Annotated in this window: 29 protein-coding genes and 1 pseudogene; 9 read left to right on the forward strand and 21 right to left on the reverse strand. The window is 37.4% G+C overall.

Annotated features, from left to right (window positions below; all coding sequences use genetic code 11):
• Positions 1–38: 38 nt before the first annotated feature.
• The 6 genes from CEF18_RS12285 to CEF18_RS12310 are packed head-to-tail and all read left to right on the forward strand — an operon-like array spanning position 39 to position 4,784.
• Complete coding sequence (locus CEF18_RS12285) at positions 39–776, forward strand: phosphoadenylyl-sulfate reductase (RefSeq protein ID WP_110936745.1); 738 nt, start codon at positions 39–41, stop codon at positions 774–776.
• 25 nt (positions 777–801) lie between these two features.
• A complete protein-coding gene (gene sat / locus CEF18_RS12290) occupies positions 802–1,929 on the forward strand; it encodes a sulfate adenylyltransferase (RefSeq protein WP_120689022.1) in 1,128 nt (375 codons plus the stop codon).
• Positions 1,926–2,534, forward strand: a complete 609-nt coding sequence (cysC, locus tag CEF18_RS12295) for an adenylyl-sulfate kinase (protein ID WP_110936747.1) — start codon at positions 1,926–1,928, stop codon at positions 2,532–2,534. The genes sat and cysC overlap by 4 nt, the downstream gene beginning before the upstream one ends.
• A 24-nt stretch (positions 2,535–2,558) precedes the next feature.
• On the forward strand, positions 2,559–3,347 hold the full coding sequence (cobA, locus tag CEF18_RS12300) for a uroporphyrinogen-III C-methyltransferase (RefSeq protein ID WP_223292296.1): 789 nt from the start codon (positions 2,559–2,561) through the stop codon (positions 3,345–3,347).
• Between the two features lie 25 nt (positions 3,348–3,372).
• Positions 3,373–4,125 carry a sirohydrochlorin chelatase gene (locus CEF18_RS12305; RefSeq protein ID WP_110936748.1) on the forward strand — a complete coding sequence of 251 codons (753 nt, stop codon included), beginning with the start codon at positions 3,373–3,375 and terminating at the stop codon, positions 4,123–4,125.
• Between the two features lie 41 nt (positions 4,126–4,166).
• Positions 4,167–4,784 (forward strand): precorrin-2 dehydrogenase/sirohydrochlorin ferrochelatase family protein, encoded by a 618-nt coding sequence (locus tag CEF18_RS12310; RefSeq protein ID WP_110936749.1) that lies wholly within the window; start codon positions 4,167–4,169, stop codon positions 4,782–4,784.
• A gap of 140 nt (positions 4,785–4,924) precedes the next feature.
• Here CEF18_RS12310 and CEF18_RS12315 read toward each other — a convergent pair whose 3' ends face one another.
• Positions 4,925–5,782: an STAS domain-containing protein gene (locus tag CEF18_RS12315; protein ID WP_183040874.1), complete on the reverse strand. Its 858-nt coding sequence runs from the start codon at positions 5,780–5,782 to the stop codon at positions 4,925–4,927.
• A gap of 121 nt (positions 5,783–5,903) precedes the next feature.
• Between CEF18_RS12315 and CEF18_RS12320 the strand changes: the two genes are divergently transcribed.
• On the forward strand, positions 5,904–6,251 hold the full coding sequence (locus CEF18_RS12320; RefSeq protein ID WP_110936751.1) for a winged helix-turn-helix transcriptional regulator: 348 nt from the start codon (positions 5,904–5,906) through the stop codon (positions 6,249–6,251).
• Positions 6,252–6,333: 82 nt separating this feature from the next.
• Here CEF18_RS12320 and dapF read toward each other — a convergent pair whose 3' ends face one another.
• The 7 genes and pseudogenes from dapF to CEF18_RS12350 form a co-directional block, all read right to left on the reverse strand.
• A complete protein-coding gene (gene dapF / locus CEF18_RS12325; RefSeq protein WP_223292297.1) occupies positions 6,334–7,305 on the reverse strand; it encodes a diaminopimelate epimerase in 972 nt (323 codons plus the stop codon).
• Between the two features lie 206 nt (positions 7,306–7,511).
• Complete coding sequence (locus tag CEF18_RS12330; protein WP_110936753.1) at positions 7,512–8,510, reverse strand: N-acetylmuramoyl-L-alanine amidase; 999 nt, start codon at positions 8,508–8,510, stop codon at positions 7,512–7,514.
• A 193-nt stretch (positions 8,511–8,703) separates the two neighbouring features.
• Positions 8,704–8,880: a hypothetical protein gene (locus CEF18_RS25925; protein WP_183040873.1), complete on the reverse strand. Its 177-nt coding sequence runs from the start codon at positions 8,878–8,880 to the stop codon at positions 8,704–8,706.
• A 185-nt stretch (positions 8,881–9,065) separates the two neighbouring features.
• A pseudogene (locus tag CEF18_RS27185) lies at positions 9,066–9,504 on the reverse strand (metal ABC transporter solute-binding protein, Zn/Mn family).
• 30 nt (positions 9,505–9,534) lie between these two features.
• Positions 9,535–9,924, reverse strand: coding sequence for a PRC-barrel domain-containing protein (locus tag CEF18_RS12340; RefSeq protein ID WP_110936754.1), 390 nt, complete (start codon positions 9,922–9,924; stop codon positions 9,535–9,537).
• Between the two features lie 108 nt (positions 9,925–10,032).
• Positions 10,033–10,272 (reverse strand): PRC-barrel domain-containing protein, encoded by a 240-nt coding sequence (locus CEF18_RS12345; RefSeq protein WP_110936755.1) that lies wholly within the window; start codon positions 10,270–10,272, stop codon positions 10,033–10,035.
• Positions 10,273–10,483: 211 nt separating this feature from the next.
• A complete protein-coding gene (locus CEF18_RS12350; RefSeq protein ID WP_110936756.1) occupies positions 10,484–10,726 on the reverse strand; it encodes an HPr family phosphocarrier protein in 243 nt (80 codons plus the stop codon).
• Positions 10,727–10,887: 161 nt separating this feature from the next.
• On the opposite strand from CEF18_RS12350, the gene CEF18_RS12355 reads away from it, so the two are divergent.
• On the forward strand, positions 10,888–11,520 hold the full coding sequence (locus CEF18_RS12355; protein WP_110936757.1) for an NUDIX hydrolase: 633 nt from the start codon (positions 10,888–10,890) through the stop codon (positions 11,518–11,520).
• Between the two features lie 232 nt (positions 11,521–11,752).
• On the opposite strand, the gene CEF18_RS12360 is transcribed toward CEF18_RS12355, so the two are convergent.
• Together CEF18_RS12360 and mtnN are read right to left on the reverse strand one after the other, a co-directional pair.
• Positions 11,753–11,989 (reverse strand): YrhC family protein, encoded by a 237-nt coding sequence (locus CEF18_RS12360; RefSeq protein ID WP_110936758.1) that lies wholly within the window; start codon positions 11,987–11,989, stop codon positions 11,753–11,755.
• A 162-nt stretch (positions 11,990–12,151) separates the two neighbouring features.
• Positions 12,152–12,862, reverse strand: coding sequence for a 5'-methylthioadenosine/S-adenosylhomocysteine nucleosidase (mtnN, locus tag CEF18_RS12365; RefSeq protein WP_110936759.1), 711 nt, complete (start codon positions 12,860–12,862; stop codon positions 12,152–12,154).
• A gap of 158 nt (positions 12,863–13,020) precedes the next feature.
• Here mtnN and CEF18_RS12370 point away from each other — a divergent pair, with 158 nt between their 5' ends.
• Positions 13,021–13,248, forward strand: coding sequence for a DUF2536 family protein (locus CEF18_RS12370; RefSeq protein WP_223292298.1), 228 nt, complete (start codon positions 13,021–13,023; stop codon positions 13,246–13,248).
• Positions 13,249–13,261: 13 nt separating this feature from the next.
• Here the strand turns inward: CEF18_RS12370 and CEF18_RS12375 are convergent, their stop codons facing one another.
• From CEF18_RS12375 to alaS, 11 genes are all read right to left on the reverse strand, one after another.
• Positions 13,262–14,005, reverse strand: coding sequence for a YrrS family protein (locus tag CEF18_RS12375; RefSeq protein ID WP_110936761.1), 744 nt, complete (start codon positions 14,003–14,005; stop codon positions 13,262–13,264).
• 486 nt (positions 14,006–14,491) lie between these two features.
• Positions 14,492–14,962, reverse strand: coding sequence for a transcription elongation factor GreA (gene greA / locus CEF18_RS12380; RefSeq protein WP_110936762.1), 471 nt, complete (start codon positions 14,960–14,962; stop codon positions 14,492–14,494).
• Between the two features lie 434 nt (positions 14,963–15,396).
• Positions 15,397–16,032, reverse strand: a complete 636-nt coding sequence (gene udk / locus CEF18_RS12385; protein ID WP_110936763.1) for a uridine kinase — start codon at positions 16,030–16,032, stop codon at positions 15,397–15,399.
• Complete coding sequence (locus CEF18_RS12390) at positions 16,025–17,311, reverse strand: peptidase U32 family protein (protein WP_110936764.1); 1,287 nt, start codon at positions 17,309–17,311, stop codon at positions 16,025–16,027. The genes udk and CEF18_RS12390 overlap by 8 nt, the downstream gene beginning before the upstream one ends.
• Before the next feature lie 30 nt (positions 17,312–17,341).
• Positions 17,342–18,271: a peptidase U32 family protein gene (locus tag CEF18_RS12395; protein ID WP_110936765.1), complete on the reverse strand. Its 930-nt coding sequence runs from the start codon at positions 18,269–18,271 to the stop codon at positions 17,342–17,344.
• A complete protein-coding gene (locus CEF18_RS12400) occupies positions 18,268–18,948 on the reverse strand; it encodes an O-methyltransferase (protein WP_110936766.1) in 681 nt (226 codons plus the stop codon). Before CEF18_RS12400 ends, CEF18_RS12395 begins: the two co-directional genes overlap by 4 nt.
• A 163-nt stretch (positions 18,949–19,111) precedes the next feature.
• A complete protein-coding gene (gene mltG / locus CEF18_RS12405; protein ID WP_110936767.1) occupies positions 19,112–20,245 on the reverse strand; it encodes an endolytic transglycosylase MltG in 1,134 nt (377 codons plus the stop codon).
• Between the two features lie 216 nt (positions 20,246–20,461).
• A complete protein-coding gene (locus CEF18_RS12410; RefSeq protein WP_110936768.1) occupies positions 20,462–20,785 on the reverse strand; it encodes a DUF1292 domain-containing protein in 324 nt (107 codons plus the stop codon).
• A 15-nt stretch (positions 20,786–20,800) separates the two neighbouring features.
• Positions 20,801–21,217 (reverse strand): Holliday junction resolvase RuvX, encoded by a 417-nt coding sequence (ruvX, locus tag CEF18_RS12415; protein ID WP_110936769.1) that lies wholly within the window; start codon positions 21,215–21,217, stop codon positions 20,801–20,803.
• The gene (locus tag CEF18_RS12420) at positions 21,217–21,486 is read right to left on the reverse strand and encodes an IreB family regulatory phosphoprotein (protein ID WP_110936770.1); all 270 of its coding nucleotides are present in this window, start codon (positions 21,484–21,486) and stop codon (positions 21,217–21,219) included. Before CEF18_RS12420 ends, ruvX begins: the two co-directional genes overlap by 1 nt.
• 156 nt (positions 21,487–21,642) lie before the next feature.
• Complete coding sequence (alaS, locus tag CEF18_RS12425) at positions 21,643–24,279, reverse strand: alanine--tRNA ligase (protein ID WP_110936771.1); 2,637 nt, start codon at positions 24,277–24,279, stop codon at positions 21,643–21,645.
• Between the last annotated feature and the right edge of the window lie 159 nt (positions 24,280–24,438).

Consider the following 24,438-nt stretch of genomic DNA (forward strand, 5'->3'; position numbering starts at 1 on the left):
ACGTTAACTTTCTTAAAGAAAAAGGAGGCTTTCACATAATGGACAACAAAGTAAATGAAGCCGATTATTTTACATTTACCGAGAAAAATTATGATTTTTTCAATCAAAAATTGCAGGATTTAGGGTCACAGGATGTCATTAAATGGGCGTTTGATTTTTTCGGAGACAAATTAGTTTATGCCTGTAGTTTCGGGGCTGAGGGTATTGTACTTATTGATATGATAAGTAAGGTTAAAAAGGATGCCAGAATCGTCTTCTTAGATACTCATGTGCATTTTCAAGAAACCTACGATGTCATCAATCAAATAAAAGAAAAATATCCTGAACTCCAAATTGACATGGTCCAACCGGAATTGACGCTCGATCAACAAGCGGAAAAATACGGCGAAAAACTATGGGAAACGCAACCTGATTTATGCTGTTACTTGCGTAAAAATAAGCCTTTGGAAAGAGCCTTAGCTGGAAATTCAGCTTGGTTATCTGGTTTGAGGCGCGATCAGTCTCCTACTAGGGCCAATACCGAATTTGTAAATAAAGATGATAAGTTTAAACTTATCAAAGTCTGCCCTCTTATTCACTGGAGCTGGGAGGATATCTGGGATTACATTAAGGAGAATGACTTACCTTATAACGCCCTCCATGATCAAAATTATCCTAGTATCGGCTGTCAACCGTGTACCTTCCCTGTTAAACCGGGAGAAGATCATCGAGCTGGACGGTGGAAAGATATCCAAAAAACAGAATGCGGTCTTCACACAAGACCCACTAAATCCTAAGGAGTGATTCAAAATGACAGAAAGTATTGCACACGGGGGAAAACTCGTAAACCGTATTGATGAAAGCTTTGATTACACATCTATCCAAACTGAAGTTACATTAGACAAAACTGGATTATCCGATTTAGAGCTATTAGCAAATGGTGCCTATAGTCCTTTAACAGGATTTCTCGGAAAAGCAGATTACGAGAGTGTTGTTCACAATTTACGTTTAGCAAACGGAGCTATTTGGAGTATTCCAATCACCCTTCCGGTAACAAAAGAAATTGCAAATTCTTTAAAGGTTGGGGAATCAATCCGTTTAACGTATGAAGGCGTAACGTACGGAGTTTTGGAATTAGAAGAAATATATTCTCCCGATCAAGAAGTGGAAACATTTCAAGTTTATAAAACTAGTGATGACCAACATCCCGGTGTCAAAAACGTCCTTAAAAGAGGTGACACTTATTTAGCTGGTCCAATTACATTAGTGAAAAAACATGAGAAGGAACAGTTTTCTACTTATTATTTAGAACCTAAAGAAACTCGCAAGACATTTCAAGATAAAGGTTGGAAAACAGTTGTCGGTTTTCAAACAAGAAATCCAGTCCATCGTGCTCATGAGTACATTCAAAAAACAGCGTTAGAAACAGTAGATGGTTTGTTTTTAAATCCTCTTGTAGGAGAAACTAAATCAGATGACATTCCAGCTGATGTGAGAATGAAAAGTTATCATGTTCTATTAGATAATTATTATCCGGAAGAGCGTGTTTTCCTAGCTGTGTTCCCTGCGGCAATGAGATATGCAGGACCGAGAGAAGCGATATTTCACGCCTTAGTTCGTAAAAATTATGGTTGTACACATTTCATTGTTGGAAGAGACCACGCTGGTGTAGGCGACTATTATGGCACGTATGAAGCACAAGAAATTTTTCAACAGTTTACAGAAGACGAGTTAGGGATTAGTCCTCTCTTTTTTGAACATAGTTTCTTTTGTAAGAAATGTGAAAATATGGCCTCAACAAAAACATGCCCTCACGGTAAAGAGGACAGAGTCATCCTTTCAGGTACAAAAGTACGCGAGCTTTTACGTGATGGTAAGACACCTCCGCCCGAGTTTAGTCGACCAGAAGTAGTAAAAGTACTCATCGAAGGGATGAAAGTAAGCGTATGAGCCAAAAACCTTTTGCTGACAATATCCACTGGCATGATTCTGTTGTAACAAAACAGGACCGTTCACAGCTTAATGGGCATAAAAGTTGTGTATTGTGGTTTACTGGACTTTCTGGATCTGGAAAGTCCACGCTCGCCAATGCGGTAAATCAACGATTATTCGAGAAAAAACTAAGTAGTTATGTGTTAGATGGGGACAATGTTCGCCACGGATTGAATGGAGACCTCGGTTTCAGCCCTGAAGATCGTCAAGAAAACATTCGCCGCATAGGAGAAGTTTCCAAGTTATTTGTCGATAATGGTACCATCGTATTAACTGCGTTCGTATCGCCGTACCGAGATGATCGAATGATCGCAAGAAAATTAGTTGCCAAGGAAGAATTTATCGAAGTGTATGTGAAATGTAACTTAGAGGAATGTGAAAACCGTGACCCTAAGGGATTGTACAAAAAAGCCAGAAATGGAGAAATTCCAGAATTCACTGGTATCAGCGCTCCCTATGAAGAACCGGAAAGTCCTGAACTTGTCATTTCTTCCGATGAAACTTCTATCGATACCTCAGTAGAACAAATAATAACGTTTCTAGAGAAAAAGCAAATTATTTAATCATGAAATCGAGGAGGAAACAGTGTGTACACAAGCAAAGGTGAAGTTTACTTGGTTGGCGCAGGTCCTGGTGACCCAAAGCTGTTGACTCTTCGAGGTGCAGAACTGTTGCAAGAAGCTGATGTTATTGTCTATGACCGTTTAGTGAATAAAGAAATTTTAAAGCACGGTAAAACCGGTGTCGAATTAATTTTGTGTGGGAAGTCTCCTACAGGTCCTTCTACTAAGCAAGAGGAGATTAATGAGATCCTTGTTTTCCATGGCTTGCAAGGCAAAAAAGTGGTGCGATTAAAAGGTGGAGATCCGGCAATTTTCGGCAGAGTTAGTGAAGAAGCCATTGCGTGCCGAGAAAACGGCATCCACTTTGAAATTGTCCCTGGAATTACTTCCGGGATTGCAGCACCAGCCTATGCGGGTATCCCTCTGACTCATCGTGAATTGAGCACCTCGTTTGCCATTGTCACTGGTCATCAACGGAAAAATGGGAAAACGGACGAAATTAATTGGAAAAGCTTAGCGACAAGCGTAGACACGCTTGTTTTCTATATGGGAGTCAGTCAAATTAAAGTCATTCAAGACAATTTACTGTTCCATGGGCTCTCTCCAACCACACCTGTTGCACTCGTGCGCTGGGGAACTTATCCAACTCAAGAGACTTTAACAGGGGAACTTCTGACGATTGCAGAAAAAGTAAACAAACGGAAATTTAAATCCCCTGCCATCATTATCGTAGGAGAAGTTGTAAGGCTTCGTGAGAAATTAGCGTGGTTTGAAGAAAAATTAGATCACTCTTCTCATTTTAATGAATCCTGAAATATTTGAAGGAGGTGTTTACTAGATGAATTCGAACAATGCTGGCGTTTTAGTTATCGTTCACGGTTCAAGTAATCCTAGCTGGGTTAAAGTGGTCGACGAAGCCATTCAACTAGTGGATACAGCACTGCCAATTACTGTAGGATACTTGGAATTTTCTGAGGAAAGATCGATTGAACAAGGGATACGAACCTTTGAAAAGCAGGGCGTAGATACCATTCTATCTATCCCTTTGTTTGTTTCCTCAGCAAGCACTCATATCGAAGAAATTAAGTATGCGCTTGGTCAAATTAACACACCCGTTATTGAGACGGATTTGAAGCCTATCTCGACTTCAGCTAATATTATTTGGGTTGATCCAATGGACACTCATCCACTCGTTCTAGACATTATTATGGAACGAGTAAACTCGTTGTCTGAGTATCCTGAAAAGGAAGTTTTACTTTTTGTCGCTCATGGTAGTGATGTGCCATCATTCCATCAGCGGTGGGAAAAGATGCTTGAAGACATTAAGCAGACTGTTGCTCATCAGGTACCTTTTCATCAAGTCACCCACGGAACATTGCACCCGGACAATTTAGAAGAACGGGCAAAAGAGGCTGCTTCAAATGGTCACACGTTGATAGTCGTGCCTTTGTTTTTAAGTGAAGGATACTTCACAAAGAAAGTTATACCGACAAGACTTGATGGGTTATCCTATAAATGGGATGCTAAAACGTATCTCCCTCATCCATTAATTTCTAAATGGATAGAGGACAAAGTTACTACAGCATTGTAATCATGTGAGCACAGTACATTCAGCAAAAGGAGAGGTTTTCAATGAGTAGTCCGTTTATCCTTCAGCTCTATCGTAAACCTGTCCTGGTAGTCGGCGGAGGAATTATCGCCGAAAGAAAAGTTGCCTATTTACTAAAAGAAAAGGCGCTTGTAACAGTTATCAGTCCTCTTATTACGGAGGGTTTAGAATCTCTACGAAGTCAAATAAAGATTATTAAAACATCGTTATCCGTAGAGGATATTTCAGAGGAGTATTGCCGCCGTTTGAATATTAATTGGCGGTCGTTTCTGTTAATTGTAATGGCTACCAATTCCCATCCTCTGAATGAGCAACTATCAAATCGGTTGTTCCCCTATGTTTCTTTAATTAATATCGTTGATAACCCCCAATTAAGCAGCTTCTACTTTCCAGCTGTAGTCGATAGGGGAGCACTTAAAATTAGTGTAACAACGTCTGGTAAAAGCCCTATCTTAGCAAGAAAAATTCGTGAATACTTGTCCGATACATTTGGTCTAGAATACAATGCTTATCTAGAAGAATTGCATCACATCAGGACGGAATTGCAGAAAATTGAGCCTGATCCTCAGAAGAGAAAAGAAATGCTTGAGGAAAGAACAGAGTTCCCCTTACCACCCGCCACAAAAAATAGCGGAAAGTGAATTTATCGGGGTCAGACCCCCCATTTATTTCCAATACATAAGAAAGAAGGCGCAAGCCCCTGAACTTACTCTACAGGGACTTGCGTCTTTTTAAGTTTTTCTTTTTCGGTGCTGTTCCTACATAACTTTCCTCTGGTACCCTATAAATTACTTCCTCTTATTTTTGTTTCCTCAAGTTTTAATCCATAGCTTTCAAGTGCTTGAGGTACATTTGGTGCAATATGGACATGTTGAAAATTAATACCTTGCTGTACGACTGTCATGGCAATGTTTGAGCGAACCCCGGTCAGGGTAATATGAACACCAATAAGACTGAGTGATTGAATCACAGAGTTAATGTAAGAAGCCACAATATCATCTATATCGGGTACACCTGACATGTCAAAAATAAGCTTGGATAGTTTACGCTCTTTACAAACGTTTAGCGTTTGTACCATGAGCAACTGCCCTCGTTTCTCATCGATTGTTCCTATAAGAGGACAGACAGCAATTTTGCTAGTCAAGTTAATAATCGGAACGGATAATTCGTTTAATTTTTCGTTAAATTGCGCTTCTCTTTCTTTGGTTGAATCAACATGTTTGTTTAAAATTTCTTTTATTGCTATTTTTATTTCCTTATTAAGTAAATCATGCACATGTAATAACTCATCAGAAGACAATCCAAATTGTTCCCGGGCTTCCGCTTGGAACATTGTCCATATTGATTTTGAAATTTCATAAAGCCCTTCAATTAATGCAATAACAGAAACTCTGTTTTCAAGTGAACTAAATGTTGTGTTATTCGTTAGAAATGTTTGTGGGGAATTATCATCTAGTTGGGCTGTCTTGAGCCTGTCGTGAAACCTATGGAGAAAATGTGTAAAAATGTCTCTTAGTTCTTTTACATCATGATGACCCTGTATTTCTCCTTTACCCATGACCTTATTAATAAGTTCCTGTTCATTTTCCAATACGTGATCAATAATTTTTTGTGTCAGCAGCTCTCTATCCCGTTTCATTTTATTCAAGATCTCCTTCATACATAGCGTTGATAGTTTTTAAGTCTCTATATACTAGTTTTACATAGTAAAACAATAAATGTAAGAAGTATATTTCATTATACTAAGGAGGATTCATCTAATGGAAATCAAACAAATAAAAGCAATAACAACAACCCTTGAAATTGTCTGTGGTAAATGGAAAGCTATTATTCTATTAGTACTGGTCGGGAAAACTTTGCGCTTTAGTGAGATTAAAGCGAGTTTACCCAATGTCAATCACCAAACATTAATAAAACAATTGAAAGAATTGGAGCGCGATGGATTGATTGAGAGAACATCTTATCCTGAAGTTCCACCACGAGTGGAATATACATTAACAGAATACGGTGCAGAATTAGAGTCACTTTTAAATGACATGATGATTTGGGGAGGAAAACATATGGAAGTAAAAGAGGAAGCTGAAAATAAAGAATTATCTACATTGTAAGCAGTGTATCTGATTTTATCCAATCACGTAAAAAAACTAGCCGAGGCATACTCAGGCTAGTTTTTCGAATTTTGACACTGTATCAAGCCATGTTTTTGGCTTGTTGTGCTAACTTATCATACAAAGCTATTTCATCTTCGAAAACATGCTGTTCTACTAATTCCGCTTTTTCAGGCTCTGAAAAATCAAAATCAACCGTTCCTTCAAATTCAAATGTTGCATTTCCTCTGAGCCGAACAGTATAGCCTTTTTCATCATCTTTATTAACGACACATTGTACCATTCCGCCGGGATTTAATACTGTAATAACTTCATGGAATTTATTAATTCCCAGAAGGCACGAGACTAAACTTGAAGCAGACATGGCAGTACCGCAAGCATTCGTTAAACCTACGCCACGTTCAAATGTTTGTACAAAAACTTTGGCGTCTCCCAGATCTTTCAGAAAACTCACATTTACACCATTAGGAAAGATATCTTTTTTCTCATTAGCACGTTGGCCAATTTCACGCACTTGCTTCTGATAAACCTCGTCCACTACTGCAACAATATGAGGGTTAGGTACACTTAAAGCAGTAAATGATAAAGAATCATCTAACCCCTTGATGACAGTATCAACATGTTGAGGTTGATCGACGTTTAGTGGAAGCGTCTTAGGATGAAGGAATACTGGTTCAATAGCAACCTCATATGTAAGCACATCCTCAAAAATGTCATCTACCTTCTCTACTTCCAAGTCAGCCTTCATCGTCTCAATAACGATATGCTCATTATTTAGTAGATCTATGACATATCTTGCAACACAGCGAAGACCATTGCCACACATTTCAGCTTCAGAGCCATCTGTGTTGAACATCCGCATTTTTGCATCGGCACGATCACTATCCTGAATGAATAATATCCCGTCTGATCCTATGCTTCTCCCACGTTTTGTTAAGTATTTAGATAATATTATTCGATCATCTTCTGAAAAATTATAGTTACCATTCATTTCATCGATAATAATAAAGTCATTTCCTGAACCGTGACATTTCAACACATTTATATTCATCATTTACGCTCCTTTGTAATACAAAGTTTATATATCTCTATGATAATCTGTTTGCTTTCCTATGACAAACATTACTTCTTTTCCACTCAGTTTACTTCTGTAATATTGTTATTTTAATCTCTAAAACCAAGAATTTTATAGATTCATTTTAAAAAGTCCAAGGGGAAAAACCCCTTGATCTCGGAAAACTTTTTTCTACTTAGAACATTTTAACCGAATAAACTAGTGAATGTCTGTACTCCCGCAATTCCATCAACAATTATACCTGCATCTCTTTGAAAGCTTCTTACAGCAGCCTCGGTTAAAGGACCGAATATGCCATCAATATACTCTGGGGAGTGTCCCCTGATGTGAAGAATTGCCTGAAGAATCCATGTAATATTCCCTTCAGCCCCTCTCTGCACGTTTACAATGCCACCTCGAGTCTGCGGACCCCAAATACCATCTACAGCTAAACCTGCGTTAAATTGCGTATTTAGTTCTGTTTGCAATCCTAAAATAAGCGCTTGTTTAGTCTCAGGTCCAAAAATATTATCAACGGCAATATTTAACCCATACCGACTATTCAAAGTAGATTGTATAGTTGATATCGTCCCAGTCGGCGTTTGTGGTGTTGGGTCAGAGATCGGTTCTGGTTCTGGTTCTGGTTGTGCGGGGGCTCCCGAATTACCTTGTTCCCATCCAAACACCTCAGCTAGCCCATTCGTATGACCTTGAGCAACACGCTCTAAAAATTGGTTACTTTTTAATTTTGCTGCATCTTCTGCCCGATCAATAAAAAGGTTCTCTGTCAAAATTGCAGGCATCTGTGAGGTCCTTAATACTGCGAAATTTGCTCGTTTTTTCCCACGATCAATTCCACCAATTTGAGTCATAATTGCCGCGTGAATAATATCTTGATAGGATTGAGTCACTGACGATACATTTCCATTCCAAATAAATGATTCAAAACCAGTTTGCCCACTGGCATTTACATGTATCGAAACAAATATATCAGCTCCCCAGGTGTTCGCGATTGTTGTCCGCTCGCTTAGAGAGAGAAAAATATCTGATTCTCTACTTAATTGAACCTCCGCATCACTATAGACCGTCAACTGTCTCTGTATCCGTTTGGCAATATCTAAAACAAGATTTTTTTCTAATAAGCCGTTTCCTGTTGCACCAGTATCATTACCTCCGTGTCCTGGATCAAGAAATATTTTAGCCATTTTTTAGCCTCCTTTATCTAGCAGGTTATTCAAGTTTATTGAGAGGAAGATAAAATTAAGTTAACTGCCTCCTATCTGTATCTCATGCTATTATTCGATATCCGGCACGGCATGTACCTGTATGAATTCAAAAAAGACTTTTCTCTAATTATATTAGGGAAAAGTCTCATTTGTGCTAAATTCCTTATCTTATTTAACAACAGTCACTTTCATTACCTGTAATTGTTAATCCTGCACCTTCATCGGTTTCTTGATACTCTAGCGTCATATTTTCAGTTTGGCTATGAATCGACTTATCAATCGCCACTTTAATGCCATTTATTTCTTCTACTACATCATTTTCTGTTGCCTCATCCAGAGCCAATCCCAATTGGGGACCACCTCAACCTATTCCGGCAACAAATACTTTAATGCTCGATACGTCATGTTCTTTTAAAGTTTTTTCAATAAATACCTTTGCTTCATTTGTAATTTTCATATTTCCACCTCACAATTGATTGTACATTAATCACATAATATCAATCTTCCAGGTAAAAAACAAGAAAACAATCCTGTCTAGTCTCCCAAACCGTTTACGAAAATATTTGCGTTATGGCGCATCATATCTAGGTATGTTTCCGCATTGGAACCTTCTCCGCCCACTGCATCCGTATATACCTCCCCTGCAATTTCTACTCCAGCGTTCTCTGCTACTGTTTCCATATATTTGGTCCACCGTTGTCTCAACAAAAACAGCTGGAACATTTTCGTCTTGAATGATATCTATGACTCGATTGATTTGTCCTGTAGTACCCTCTTCATGAGAATTGATTTCCCAAATGCCTTCCGTTTGTAAACCATAAGCTTCACCAAAATATTTGAAAGCATTCTCACTCATAATAATTGTACGTTTATCTTCTGGAAGATTCTCTACTTCTGCTTCGATCCACCCTATAATTAATACAGTTATATCCACAAAAAAATTCCAGCTACATCTTCTGTAGCTGGAATACATTAAAATTAAAACTTAACTTCAAATAGTAAACTACGTACTTTTTTGATAGTGCATCCATAATTCTTGCTCTTTATTATCTGACAACTCCATATCTTTTAAATACTCCGGAGCTTCTTCAATTTGCTCACGTGTAACACTAATCGACATTTGTGATACCGACCATTCTACATCATCTATCCATTTAGTAGATATTAATACTTTTTTTCCGCCAGGAAGCCACTTTTTCGTATCAACGATAAAATATTTGATTTCAAATGTTTTTTCATCGATAAGAAAATTATCGACCTTTCCAAACACATCATTTTTCACTGATAAATTATACCCCATGACATTCTTGGCCTTATGGACAGAGTAATTCTCATTCTGAGCCAGATCCGCTTCGGCCGAAACGTCTGGACTGCCTAAATCCGTATCCGTCACGGTAGAAAGGCCCCACACTCCATTACCAACCCAGTAAGGACTTAATCGATAATAGTTATTAAATTCTTCTTCATATCTTCTCGAAACAGGCTCATCTCCCGGATCAGGTCATTTCTCGGTTTCTTCTTTAGATATATTCACCCTAATGACTTCCTCTTTATGATCAATTTTAGCGATTGATAGCGGCGATACAAACCTTTTTTCCGATAAAAATGTTACTCCCGTTTTTACAACCAAATAGCGAATTGTCCAATCATCCTCGTCAAAATAACAGTCTGATACCTCACCAATTTCACCATCCGAACCAAAAACGGTGTAAGATGTTAGCCAGTCGTAATGTAAATACATGAAGATACCCCTTTCTAAAAAGTATTTATTAGTAAAATTCCCGTATGTTATTTTTTCAAAACATGGTTGTTTAAAGTGAACTTATTTAGAGTCCAATAATTTTAAGACCATCAATTGCTGTTGGTTTACTTGAATGCGCATCATCATTGATACTTTCTTACTATATAAAAAAAGCTGAACCGGTAATTACCGGTTCAGCTTTTACTACTGTTTATCTCTCAAATAATCCTGCTCCCACTATTTCTGAAACAAAGATTTCGTCAATCTCACCCTCAAAGTCAAGTTCAATTTCCTGACCTGGTTGTAAGGAAAGTGCCAAAATTCCAAGTAAACTTTTAGCATCAATTACCCAATGGTCCTTTTTTATCAAAACTTTTCCTTCGTATTGACTAGCTTTGTTCACAAAAAAGCTTGCTGATTCAGCAAAAATCGGTTTTTTCACTTTTAATAACATGCACAACACCTCCGCCTATTTGGTTGCATTCATTATACCAAATAAAACGCTTTCGCAAAGCTTATTTTATAAATTTTCTGAAACATATTTCAACTTTATGTATTTAAACTGGTAATCTGTTACTATTAGTTTAAGTATCTTTAGCGGGAGGAAATTACGTCATGGAGCAACTGTCATCTTTAATGAAGAACTATTTTCAACACAAAAAAGCAGAGATTATGGGGATAAATAATTTTGCTCGGTTTGCAATTTTCGTTCCAATTATTGAGCAAAATGGAGAATATCATTTTGTTTTTCAAGTACGCTCAAAATTTATTAAACAACCTGGTGAAATATCCTTTCCCGGGGGAAAAGTAGATGAAACAGACCTTTCTACAAAGGATGCTGCCATCCGTGAGTTACAAGAGGAATTAGGCGTTGATATGGATCAGATTGAATTACTTGGTGAACTTGATTATATGATTACACCTTTTCATTTTGCACTATATCCTTTTATTGGAACTCTTGCTTCCCAAACAAAATTTCACCTCAATCCAGACGAAGTTGAGGACATTTTTTTCGCACCAGTTTCTCAAATGATGAAAATGACTCCTAAAGAACACCCCATTCATTTACAGGTTTCACCTTCGGAAGATTTCCCTTATCATCTAATTCCTAACGGGGAAAATTATAACTGGCGGACCACCGTTATGAACGAAAAATTTTATGAATACGAAGGCCACGTCATTTGGGGACTTACAGCTACGATCTTAAGCCATGCATTAGAGGAATTAAGAAAGGCTTCTAAAGGATAAGTCTTATTTATTGTTAACGCGGATATAAAAAAATACTTGGCGTCTATTGTATTTATTTTGCTGCTTGGTTATCATAGAAGGCATTTGAAAAAATTACAGCTCCCTTTCCGTGGATGATCCGCGAGCCTCTTAGAGCGGATTCGATCTCCTCTGTTCAATAGGTACCAACAAAAAAAGAACGCAGTCCACTTTAAAAGTGAATGCGATCTCTTTTTTATATTTATTGGCTCTTTTATTCTTCTTCAGCTAGCAATCTCTGAGCTCTTATAGACGTTCTATGAAAGAAAATCGCCATTACTAGCATGACACCGATCGTAATGAGTAATCCACTTTGATGACTAGTGTGAACTGTCTCATTCGGCAGTACTGTACCAAGCACCAAAAATGCTGTAAGAGCAATTGTAATAAACGCAAATCTTCGATAATCATCTATCTTATCTTTTAACATTTGTAATTTAGTATCACTCACTATAATCACCTCAATGATATATTCATAGATTCTCGCTAAAAATAGTATAACATGAGGGATTACAGCGTGAGCATAGCAATGTTTTCCTTTCTATCCATCTTGTATTGAAACGTGAAAACATCGTTCAAGGCACTAATAAATAATCTTATCAGTGTCCATTAATTAATGATTATGCTTTTTTCTTCTTAATTCTCCGAGCATTAAAAGCACGAGCTTTGCAGAATGAACAGAAGCTTTTTCTAGAAACTCGTCGTATGAATGTTTTGCATCCTTTCCAGCAATATCTGATAAAGATCGAATGATCACAAATGGGCATTGGAATTGATGACATACTTGAGCGATAGCTGCAGCTTCCATTTCAGAACAGTATGGGTCATTAAACTTACTTCGAACTTCTTCTACACGCTTTGGATCACTCATAAACGAATCTCCTGAAATAATCAGCCCTTTCACAGAGTGTATGCCTACTTCTTTCGCACAATCTTCTGCTATGTCTATTAAGCCGTCATCTGGTCGATATAAAGCAGGCATTAAAGGTACTTGGCCAAATTCATACCCAAACACCGTAGCATCAACATCATTATAGCGTACCTCTGTAGAAATAACGATATCCCCTACGGCAAGATCGTGATGGAAGCCACCAGCAGATCCTGTGTTAATAATATAATCTGGATAGTAAAGCTGGTTCATCAATGTAGCGCTTACCGCTGCATTGACCTTACCGATTCCAGACTTGGATAAAATAACTTCCATCCCTTCTAACTTTCCTAAATAAAATTCACAGCCTGCAATCACATTCTCTTCTAACAGACTCATCTTAGACTTTAATAATTCTACCTCTTCTTCCATTGCTCCGATAATTCCTATACGCATGTTCTATCCTATCCTCTCATCTAATGTCACCTTTTCTATCATAGCTAATCTCTTCTTTTGCAACAAGGTTTTTTTATAACGTTAGTCATTCCCTTTTTAATTGTGATTACTCTATGACCACATGGTACAATAAAATACGACAGGGAGGGAAGATTAAATTGATCATACAATCCAACGCATTGCGAGATAAAGTCGAAATATTTGAAACATCCAGTTTGATGGATTTAGAAAGAAAAATCGAAAATAAAATTAATGAAAACCAAGCAATTTTATTGGAAGTCCATCATGTTTCTCATCAATTAGCATTTAATCCTATTAACGGTAAAAAGATTTATACGGCAACCGTTCATTTTAAGCAACTGAAAGAAAACACTGGCAACAAATAGCCAGTGTTTTTGTTTAACCACTTATATATGGATTTGATTGTTGCTCTTCAACAGACACAGGTTTCCAGCCTTCTCCTTCTACCCATGAAAGAGTTACTTTATAAGGTGTGTGCCGACCATCATAAGTGCTTACAAAACCCACAGCTGTCTTTGAGTCTCCACCATTTTCGATTCGCCAAACTTCCATGTTATTATCTTTTAAACCAGTAGCATATTGCAAAGCTTTGTCCATCTCTTCCCTATTTACATGACCTGAATCGAAAACTAATGAGAGTTCATCCTGTTCTGTTCCAATAGGGCTCCACTCTTCATCATCTTCTTCTGAGTTGTTATTACTATCAACATTTATACCATCTAAGTCGTTAGAATTGTCATTACTTTCTTTTTCATTGTTTGATTCGTTTGATTCGTTTGATTCGTTTGCCTCGTTTTCTGAATTGCTATTACTATCATTCTCACTATTACTGTCGTTAACACTGTCATTATTAACAGCAACATTTCCATCGTTAGCCAAGTTATTGCTATCATTTTCGTCTTCATTACCATCCTCTGCCGGAATATTTATATCTGATTGATTAGTCTCCTCGATCGATTCATTAGAAACTACAGCCTCGTCCGAATTTCCACCAAAAAATATAGTAGCGACAATAAATACGATTAACAAAGCAACAACACCTATAGACCCGTTTAATATAAAATTCATACGTTTCTTTTTTCTCATATCTGAACGTTGGGGAGTATTTTTATTTTCTGTCATTAGCTTGAATCCCTCCTTCTTACAATATATATATTATAGATTAAATTCAAAGTAATTTCGAGTAAAGTACAGTAATTTGAATATTTTTTAACAATCTGTAACCATTTACCAATCTAAATGTAAAAGTAACTATTAGATTAGGCCTTAGGGCTCACGTAATTTTGTTACTTCTTTATATAAATAAAATCATTATTCAAAATCATTGTCTCTTAAAAGTTATTTATTGTAAAACTCAAAGCAGACTAAAGCGGATATATCAGAAGGTATATTCTTCTTTTAAAAGCGGCCATCTTTAAGAAAAACTACATTGCAGTCTTTACCATCGAAGGTTGTTTGGAAGAATTACCGCTCGCTTCCGTGGATGTTCCTCAAACCGCCTCGAGCAAACGAACGTTAGGACAACACATAAATTCTGATACTATATAAATAAGAGCACGGAAGAAGCTTAAAACTTCTTCCGTGCTCTTCCAAAAGGCAATGCTTTCTTTAATGAACTTTTGTAATCTCGACTTTTATATCTCCACCCGGAGTAGCCACGGAAACTTGATCACCGATACCCTTACCAAATAAACTTTTAGCCATTGGTGAATCATTAGAAATTTTACCCTCAATTGGATCTGCCTCAGCACGTCCGACAATCGTGTAAATTTCTTCATCACCATCAGGTAGTTCTTTGAAAGTAACAGTTTTACCTAATGAAACAACAGAACTGTTTGTATCTTCCTCAATAATCTCCGCATTTCTAATCATCGTTTCGATTTGTTTTATTCTACCTTCTACAAAGGCTTGTTCTTCTTTCGCAGAATCATATTCAGAGTTTTCCGAAAGGTCGCCAAAGCTTCGGGCAACCTTTATTCGTTCAACGACTTCTTTACGTCGTTCCGATATTAATGATTCTAATTCTTTTTCTAATTTAGCTTTTCCTTCTAAGGTCATATAATGTTTATCATCTGTCATGTCCCATTCACTCCTTAAACTATTTAAAAATCTTTATTACTTCTAGGTCACGCATACAAGAGCTATCTTATTGAAAAGAATCGATATCCAAGAGATTTAGCTTCTCATTTAAATATACATGTAGAACGTTTACATATGCTCTTTTCTTAATAGTTATTAAGGATTACCAACTTAACTAACGAGATTAAATACAATTAACATTTTTCTAATCCAATTACTTTTAATCAGAACCTACCTTGTTTAAAAAATAACTCCCTTTACTATGTACCTTAATAATTACGTCAGCGCCCAACTTACTTACAATGATTTTCCATTGTAACAGTCAGAGCGCTGTCTAGTATACATATTTAATTAAAACTGGTAGTTCATCATCCCTAATATTTAGCTCTTCTGAATAGTATAAACAAAAGTTTGGCTTTCGCCAAGCAAAAAAATTATATCATAGCCTTTTCCGCTAAAATTGTTTTGATTTTAGCGACCATTAAATCAATTGCGACTTTATTATGTCCGCCTTCAGGAACGATAATGTCAGCATATCTTTTCGTAGGTTCAATAAATTGCAAATGCATCGGACGAACCACCGAAGTATATTGGTCTATAACTGAATCGATCGTCCTTCCTCTTTCTTGAATATCCCTCAATAACCGACGAATGATACGCATATCAGAATCTGTATCTACGAAGAGTTTTATGTCCATCATATCCCTCAACCGTTCATCTTCTAATATTAATATTCCTTCTAAGATAATGACATCTCTAGAATACACTGGAATAATATCATTTGACCTTGTATGATTTGCGTAATCGTATACTGGCTTTTCCACCGACTCTCGATTTAATAACTGCTGCAGTTGCTTTAACATTAAATCATTGTCAAACGCAAGCGGATGATCGTAATTGGTTTTCAGCCGTTCTTCCATAGGAAGGTGACTCTGATCCTTGTAGTACGCATCCTGTTCAAGCATCAGGATGGATTGTTCCGGAAATTGACAATAAACTTCATTGGCAACGGTTGTTTTTCCAGAACCCGATCCTCCTGCCACTCCAATTATCACAGGTTTTTTACTCATGATAGGCTTCCTTTCTCATCATGTTCTGAGGATATACTTTGTTGTCTAATTTAAACTTCACAATTTGAAGCGGGTGTCTCGCAACTTTTATTTCGTTACCTTTTTCATCCCAAATTGTATCAATTTTTTGTGTGAAGTTATTTATTTCAGGGCCGAAAAATTCAATAACATCCCCTTGTTTAAAATAATTTCTTTGTTGCAATGTTACCACACTTGTATCCTCATCAAAATCAATCACTAATCCTACAAAGTTGGCATTCGGCTTTTGACTGTGATTACCAAACATTTGCTCCACGTGCCCTGGCGTGTTCTCAAAAAATGCAGGGGCTGTTGGTCGATTCGCGCATTTAGCCAATTCTTTTATCCATTCGGGGTCAATGACAAAATGGTCAGGATCAGCACAATAAGCATCAATCACTTTTCGGTAAACACTCACTACTGTTGCTACATAATGGATTGATTTCATTCTGCCTTCAATTTTAAGACTATTTATCCCAGCATCAACAAGCTTTGGAATTGCTTCAATCAAGTTTAAGTCTTTCGGTGACATTGCAAAAGGTGCATCGTCCTCATTAAACAGTTTAGTTTCCAATGGTTCTTGCCCTTTATCATGCTTCTCCGCGTACAAGAAGTAGTCCCAGCGACAGGATTGACAGCAACCCCCACGATTAGAATCTCGTGCTGTCATGTGGTTACTAAGCACGCATCTGCCTGAGTACGAGACACACATTGCGCCATGGATAAACGTTTCTATTTCAATATCAACATTTTTCTTCATTTCTAACATTTCTTGAAGTCCAACTTCTCTTGCCAGAACTACTCTGTCTAGCCCTTCTTGTTTCCAAAACTTCACCGCTTGCCAGTTCGAAAGAGATTGCTGAGTAGACAAATGCACTTCTAAAGTAGGAGCAACTTTTTTACAAGTCTCAATAATAAGAGGGTCCGCAACTATAATACCATGTATCCCCACTCTTTCTAAGTCAATCAAATATTCTTCCAGACCATCCATATTTTCATTATGGGCAAAAATATTAGTAGTTACATAAATATGTGCTCCATATTTTTTAGCGAACTGAACACCTTCTGCCATCTCTTCCGAAGAAAAATTGTCTGCATTCGAGCGGAGTCCAAAATCTCTTCCACCGATAAACACTGCATCCGCTCCATAATGAACAGCTATTTTAAGTTTTTCCAAACTTCCAGCCGGTGCTAATAGTTCAGGTTTCTTCGTAATCACTCGCTTCACGTCTGTCGAGACCTGGGTTGAGGCTTGCATCATTTGCGTTCTCCCCTTTGTTAACATCTCAGGTTAATATACCGTTTCTTTGAAAAAGAAGCCTGTATCTAAAACTCTATTGGAAGGTTGAATTCTCTTCAATTCGGTAAAGAGGTTCTCTTTTTGACCATTATATTTATCTGGGTGTAAAAAATAAAGATCAATCGCTTCTCGGTAGAGAGACGTTACCTGTCTCATATACGAGTAGTCTTTTTGAATTCCTTCTATTTTAAAGGAATCTACACCCACTTCGAACAATTCTTCTAATTCATCTATCATACACATATCCTTTGGACTCATGATATGAGTACCATTTTTATCTTCCCAAATGGGATACTTTGCTTTTCTTTCAGGGTCATGAAGAATCAAATTCTGATTTTTTCCTCTTCCGGAAATCTGCAAATCTTTTCCTTGAAAAGTCATATAATTACCTAAAAGTAACCGTTTCGATTGAAACATACATGACATACCATGAACTTGAACTTCAATATCAACTTCTGCCTTTTCCTTGATTTCCACAATAGAATCCATATTCAATTCACGTGCAAGTACTGCTCTTGTCGACCCTTTTCTCCCCCAATAATTCGCACTGTACCAATTCGTAGCCGTTGTTTCCGTATTCCAATGCAGTTTTAATTCAGGCGCATGTTCACGCACACTCATGAGAACTGCTGGATCTCCAAACACAATTGCATCCACACCTATTTTTGAAAGAAATTGAATATAATCAGGCAATTTAGGAAGCGATTCATTATGAAATAAGGCATTCATCGCTACATATACCTTGGCACCCTTTTGATGGGCAATCTTTAATGCATTTTCGATATCGTCACGATTAAATTCCCCGGCCAATCTTATGCCATATTCTTCTTCCCCTACCATAACAGCAGTTGCCCCTGCATCCACTAATCCTTCTACTTCTGTCACGTTTGCTGGTGTAACTAACAACTCTGGTTTCTTCAATCTTTCTTCACCTGCCTTGTTTCTGAAGAACTATGTAATTTTTTACTTACCATTAATCCATCGCCAACAGGCAGGATCGTAGACACAAATCTGTCATGATTCATTAAATTTTCATTGTAAGCTTGGATCTTGCCCACAAGCGACCGAACCCTTCTCGTTTCGGCCTGCTTCTCATTTGACACCATGCCTTTAAAAAGGACATTATCTGAAAAAATAACGCCATTCACTTTTACCATCGGTTCATATAATGAGAAAAATCGTTCATATTGTCCTTTTGCAGCATCGATAAATAGAACGTCAAAAGGGGCTAGGTCTTGGACAGCTTCTGTCACCTCCAAGGCATCTCCTTGAATAAGTTCAAACCTCGTCTCCATAGTTGCCCGGTGTATGTTTTCTATTGCTGTCTTTGCTCTCTCTTCGTCTCTCTCAATCGAAACAACATGACAATTCGGAACTGCTTCCATCATTCTGATAGCTGAATATCCTATTGCAGTACCTATTTCCAGTATTCGTTTTGGTTGCTGAATCCTCAAAAATTGTAAAAGTGTATCCATTCCATCCGTTTCCATGATTGGAACGTTATGAAGCGAAGCATATGCCTCGATATCTTTAATAAACGTTGATTTATCCGGAACAATGCTTTTAATGTATGTCTTTGTCTTAGCGCCTATTTCCATAAAAAAAGCGCCTCCTTTAGGTGCTTTTTACAAACATTATCTTTATATTCTTTTTGACCGATATATTTTACCATAAAAAGAAAGAGAATGCGACTAAACATCCTCTTCCATTAACTCACAATACTGGGATCATTCATTCACTAATTTTAATATAAAAAATCCCTTACTGGTATTCATTTACAATCTCTGTATGATCACTATAGTTTTCTGTGAAATATACTTCCCCATCAGGAGAATGATAGAAATAAAGATACTGGTGAATTTCAGGCTCCATTGCTGCAATAATCGAATTCGTGCCTGGATTATTTATAGGACCAATCGGAAGACCATTTCGGTTATACGTATTATAAGGTGATTCAATTTCCAAGTCTTCATTTAAAGTTCGTTCCAAATGCTCTCCATGAGCGTAGGCTACAGTTGGGTCCATCTGTAAAGGCATGTCAACATTCAGACGGTTAGCAATAACCCCGGAAATAGTATAACGTTCCTCATCTGTACTAGCTTCACCTTCGATAATAGATGCTTTTGTAAGAAGTTCATGGAAAGAAACGTTTTCTAAAGCAATAATACCTTGCTCCTCCATAACTCCAGTCATTCGATCTAACATTGATTCTATCACTTGAGTCGCTGTCACCTCTTCATCTACAAAGTCGTACCGAGCTGGAAACAAGTATCCTTCAAGTGGTTCTCGAATATCTTCCGAAAGAATATCTTCTGTAAGAATATCATATCGTTCGATAAGTTCACCTAAGTACTGTTCATCTTGCGCAAGTTCCTCCAACTCTTCTACCTTAACATTTGTTTCTTCGGCAACTTTTGCAAAGATATCTTCTATCCACCATCCTTCTGGAATTGTAAATGAAGTTGCATAATCTTCATAGACTTTACCATCTTTTAGATCTTCAATGATTTCATCCATACCCATTGATCTACTCAAGAGATAGTCCCCGGCTTGAAAGCCAGACTCATTTTGAAATCGAATGTAATACTTAAATACAGTAGAACTTGATATGAGGTCTTTTTCTTCGAGAATTTCACCAATTGAATCCGGTGTCGATCCAATCGGAATCGTTACGCCAATTTCTTCTTCATCATTTTCATCAGTTGGACCTATTGCGCCTATTACATAACGATAAGATCCAAAACCTACAGCACCCACTGCAATAATAGTTATAAGAAAAAGAATAAGTACTATTTTCCTCACCATACTTGCTTCTTTTTTCTTCTCTTCAATTTTCTTTCTATGCTTTTCTTTCAATTCTTGTTTAGCTAGTTTTTTTGAATGATCATCTGCCATCTTTCATCCCCCTTTCACCTTTCTCATTATACTACATCTTAAAATAATTTCGACAATCTGTAAAAAGAAAGTCGTTTTTTTATGAAATAAACTTTGAATATTTTTCCAAACGAGAACTTTTAGAAAGGCTATTTTCGTAATAGTATAGTCCCTAACTCATATTAAATACGAAAAAAAACTACCGGTTTGAGGCCGGCAGTTTTATTAAAACAATTCTTAGTTTTCTTCTTCCTCTCCATCTTCTTCTTCAGAAAAAGTGTTCAAGAGTTCTTCAACCATTTCCCACTCTTCGTCTGTTTCAATTGGAAATAGAGCAAGTTCTTCTCCTTCTGGTTCTTCATACCGGAAAGCATGAACTTCAACTTCATCATCATCATTTTCGTTTTCATCTGAACCTTCTGGCGCTAGAACCATATAAGAATTACCTGAAGCATCCACATCAAATGTAAAAAGGACTTGAAACAAGTGCTCATCACCATTTTCGTCAGGTATGATAATTCGATCCTCATCACTACCATGGTTTATGTTTAAATCTGTCATTGTATGACCTCCTCTTTAAGACTGGCGATCTAAGTATCCTTGAAGGATCATGACTGCAGCCATTTTATCAATTACTTTTTTTCGTTTCTTTCTACTTACATCAGCGCTAACAAGCATTCTTTCTGCTGCTACGGTTGTTAAACGCTCATCCCAAAAATCAACTGGTAAACCAGTACGGGCCTCTATGTCTTTTGCAAAAACCTGACACATTTCGCCGCTGGGACCAATTGTCCCATTCATGTTTTTAGGTAAACCCACAACAATTTTTGTAACCTCATTTTCTTTTATTAACTCTTCTATTCTTTCCATATCCGGCTCAGGATATCCTTCCTTTCGCCTGATTGTTTCAACTCCTTGGGCGGTCCATCCGAATGCATCACTAATAGCGACACCAATCGTTCTAGTTCCCACATCTAATCCTATTACTTTCATTATTTCTCCTTTTGATGCTGAGCTAAATAAGAGCGAACAAGCTCTTCAATTAATTCATCACGTTCTATTTTCCGAATGAGCGTTCTTGCATCATTATGACGAGGGATATAGGCAGGATCCCCTGACAACAGATACCCGACGATTTGATTAATAGGGTTGTAGCCTTTGTCTTCCAGAGAGGAATAGACTTTTAACAAAACTTCTTTTGCGTCTTCATCTATAGAATCGTCGTTGAAATTAAATTTCATTGTATTATCCATTGAACTCATGTGACACACACCTCTCTTCTATATTTGAAAGAAAAGGTTAAACACCGTTTTTGTCGTAAAACGGGATAACATTCTTTTTTAACACTTTCCATATTCAATATATAGCATCAAAATTTCTTTCATACTTGTCTCCTATTGTACACGAAAATAATTCAATTAGACATTCCTATTTACTAAACCAGGAACTAATTTTAGAGCTTCTTCTACTTTGGCAGGGTTTTTACCGCCCGCTTGAGCCATATCCGGTCTTCCACCGCCGCCTCCGCCACATTTCGCTGCAACTTCTTTAACAATATTTCCAGCATGATGTCCCTTTTGTATTAAATCTTTCGAGACACTTGCAACAATATTTACTTTATCATCATTAACTGAAGCAAGTACAATAATACCTGATTCTAATTTATCCTTCAATGAATCAACAAGTTTTCTCAAATTATTCATATCCGATGCATTTACTTGCTTCACTAATACTTTTACATCTTCTACATCAATAACATCATCAAGTAAACTTCCTGCTTGCAGTTGACCTAATTTAGCAGACAAGGATTCATTTTCTTTTTCTTTCTCTTTCAATTGTTTTTGCAGCTGACTGATACGATAAGGTACATCATTGATCGTGGTCTTTAATAATCCAGCCGTTTCTCGCAACGTATCAACTTGACTATCCATGAATTCATAAGCCTTTTTACCGGTCACTGCTTCAATTCGACGCACACCAGCGCCTATTCCTGCCTCGGTAGTTATTTTAAATAACCCAATTTCTGCTGTGTTATTTACGTGACAGCCTCCACATAGTTCCAAGCTGTAATCACCTACCTGAACGACACGTACTTCGTTACCATACTTCTCGCCGAAAAGTGCCATTGCACCCATTTCTTTAGCTTCTGCCAATGATTTGTTCATCGTTTCCACAGAAATGGCATCCCATACCTTTTTATTAACTTCCTCTTCCACTTTCTCTATCTCTTCATCAGATAATGGACCAAAATGAGAAAAATCAAACCGAAGTCGATCGTCATTTACAAGTGATCCCGCTTGATTCACATGCTCCCCCAAAGTATCCTTCAATGCTTGATGAAGTAAATGAGTAGCTGTATGATTTTTTACAATCCCTTTTCTTGTTATGTCATCAACTTGAGATTGCAAACTCATTCCCGTTTTGAGTGTTCCTGAAGAAACAAATACTGTATGAAGATTTTGGCCGTTAGGTGCTTTTTGTACATCCTTCACAAGTAACTGAACATCTTCGTTTTGCAGGGTACCCTGGTCCGAAATTTGCCCACCGCTCTCCGCATAAAAAGGAGTTTGATCAAGGACAATTTGCACCGTTTCCCCTTTGTCAACGATATCAACCATTTGTTTGTCTTTTACAATTGCTAATATCTTCGAGTCTGTTTCAAGTTTATCGTATCCCTTGAACTCACTGGCTTCCGTAATCTTTCCAAGTACTTCATCTTGAAGTTGCATCGAGCCCGAGTCTTGTCTAGCTGCTCTCGCTCTATCACGTTGTTTTGTCATTTCCTCTTCAAAACCAGCGCGATCCAATTCAAGTCCTGCTTCTTCTACATATTCTTCTGTTAAGTCTACAGGAAAACCATACGTGTCATATAACTTAAAACCATCTGTCCCTGAAATTGTTTTCTTGCCTTCATCCTTTGCTTTATCAATAAGTTTGTTCAACATGGAGAGCCCATCATTTAGTGTTTCATGAAATCTTTCCTCTTCCGTTCGAATAACTTTTTGAATAAACGCTTCTTTATCTTTGACTTCCGGATAAAATGCCTCCATAATTTCACCAACTGTAGGAACTAACTTGTACATAAAAGGTTCATGAATGGACAGTTGCTTTGCATAACGAACCGCTCTTCTTAAAAGACGGCGTAAAACGTATCCTCTGCCTTCATTCGAAGGTAGTGCTCCGTCGGAAACAGCGAATGAAACGGTTCTAATATGGTCCGCAATCACTTTAAATGCTGTATCAAACTCCGTTGACTCACCGTAAGGCAGCCCTGCAATTTCCTCTGTTTGACCGATGATTGGTAAAAATAGATCCGTATCAAAGTTTGTTTTTGCATCTTGAATCACAGACACCATACGTTCTAATCCCATACCCGTATCAATGTTTTTCTTAGGAAGAGGTGTATAGCTACCATCTGGATTGTGGTTAAATTGAGAAAATACAAGATTCCATATTTCTAAATGACGCTCATTTTCTCCACCAGGAAACATTTCAGGATCATTAGGGTCATTCCCATACGCTTCTCCACGATCATAGAAAATTTCTGTATTCGGTCCACAAGGTCCCTCTCCTATATCCCAGAAGTTTTCTTCTAAACGAATGATTCTTTCCTCAGGCAAGCCTATTTCCTCGTGCCAAATTTTAAAGGCTTCATCATCATCAGGATAGATCGTTACAGCTAACTTCTCCGGATCAAATCCAATCCATTTATCGCTCGTTAAAAACTCCCAGCCCCAATGAATTGCTTCTTTTTTAAAATACTCGCCAATAGAAAAATTCCCTAACATTTCAAAAAACGTGTGATGACGTGCTGTTTTCCCTACGTTTTCAATATCATTCGTACGAATAGACTTTTGCGCATTTGCAATCCTAGGGTTTTCCGGGATTACTCGACCGTCAAAATATTTTTTCAACGTTGCTACCCCACTGTTAATCCACAATAATGACGGATCTTCATGAGGAACCAAAGGTGCACTTGGCTCGATTGCATGTCCTTTCTCTTTAAAAAAATCTAGAAACATTTGTCTCACTTCAGCTGAACTTAATTTATTCACAGTAATAACCTCCTCTTAAATTATCGACCTCATAATTAGAAGTGCTTAGATAGCACTTTAAATAACACAGAAATTAAAACACAAAAAAATCCCCTCCCAAAAAAGGGACGAGAATATGTTCACGCGGTACCACCCTAGTTACAAAGAAAGTAATTTTCA

It is taken from the genome of Salipaludibacillus neizhouensis (assembly GCF_002886185.1).
Lineage (GTDB): Bacteria > Bacillota > Bacilli > Bacillales > Salisediminibacteriaceae > Salipaludibacillus > Salipaludibacillus neizhouensis.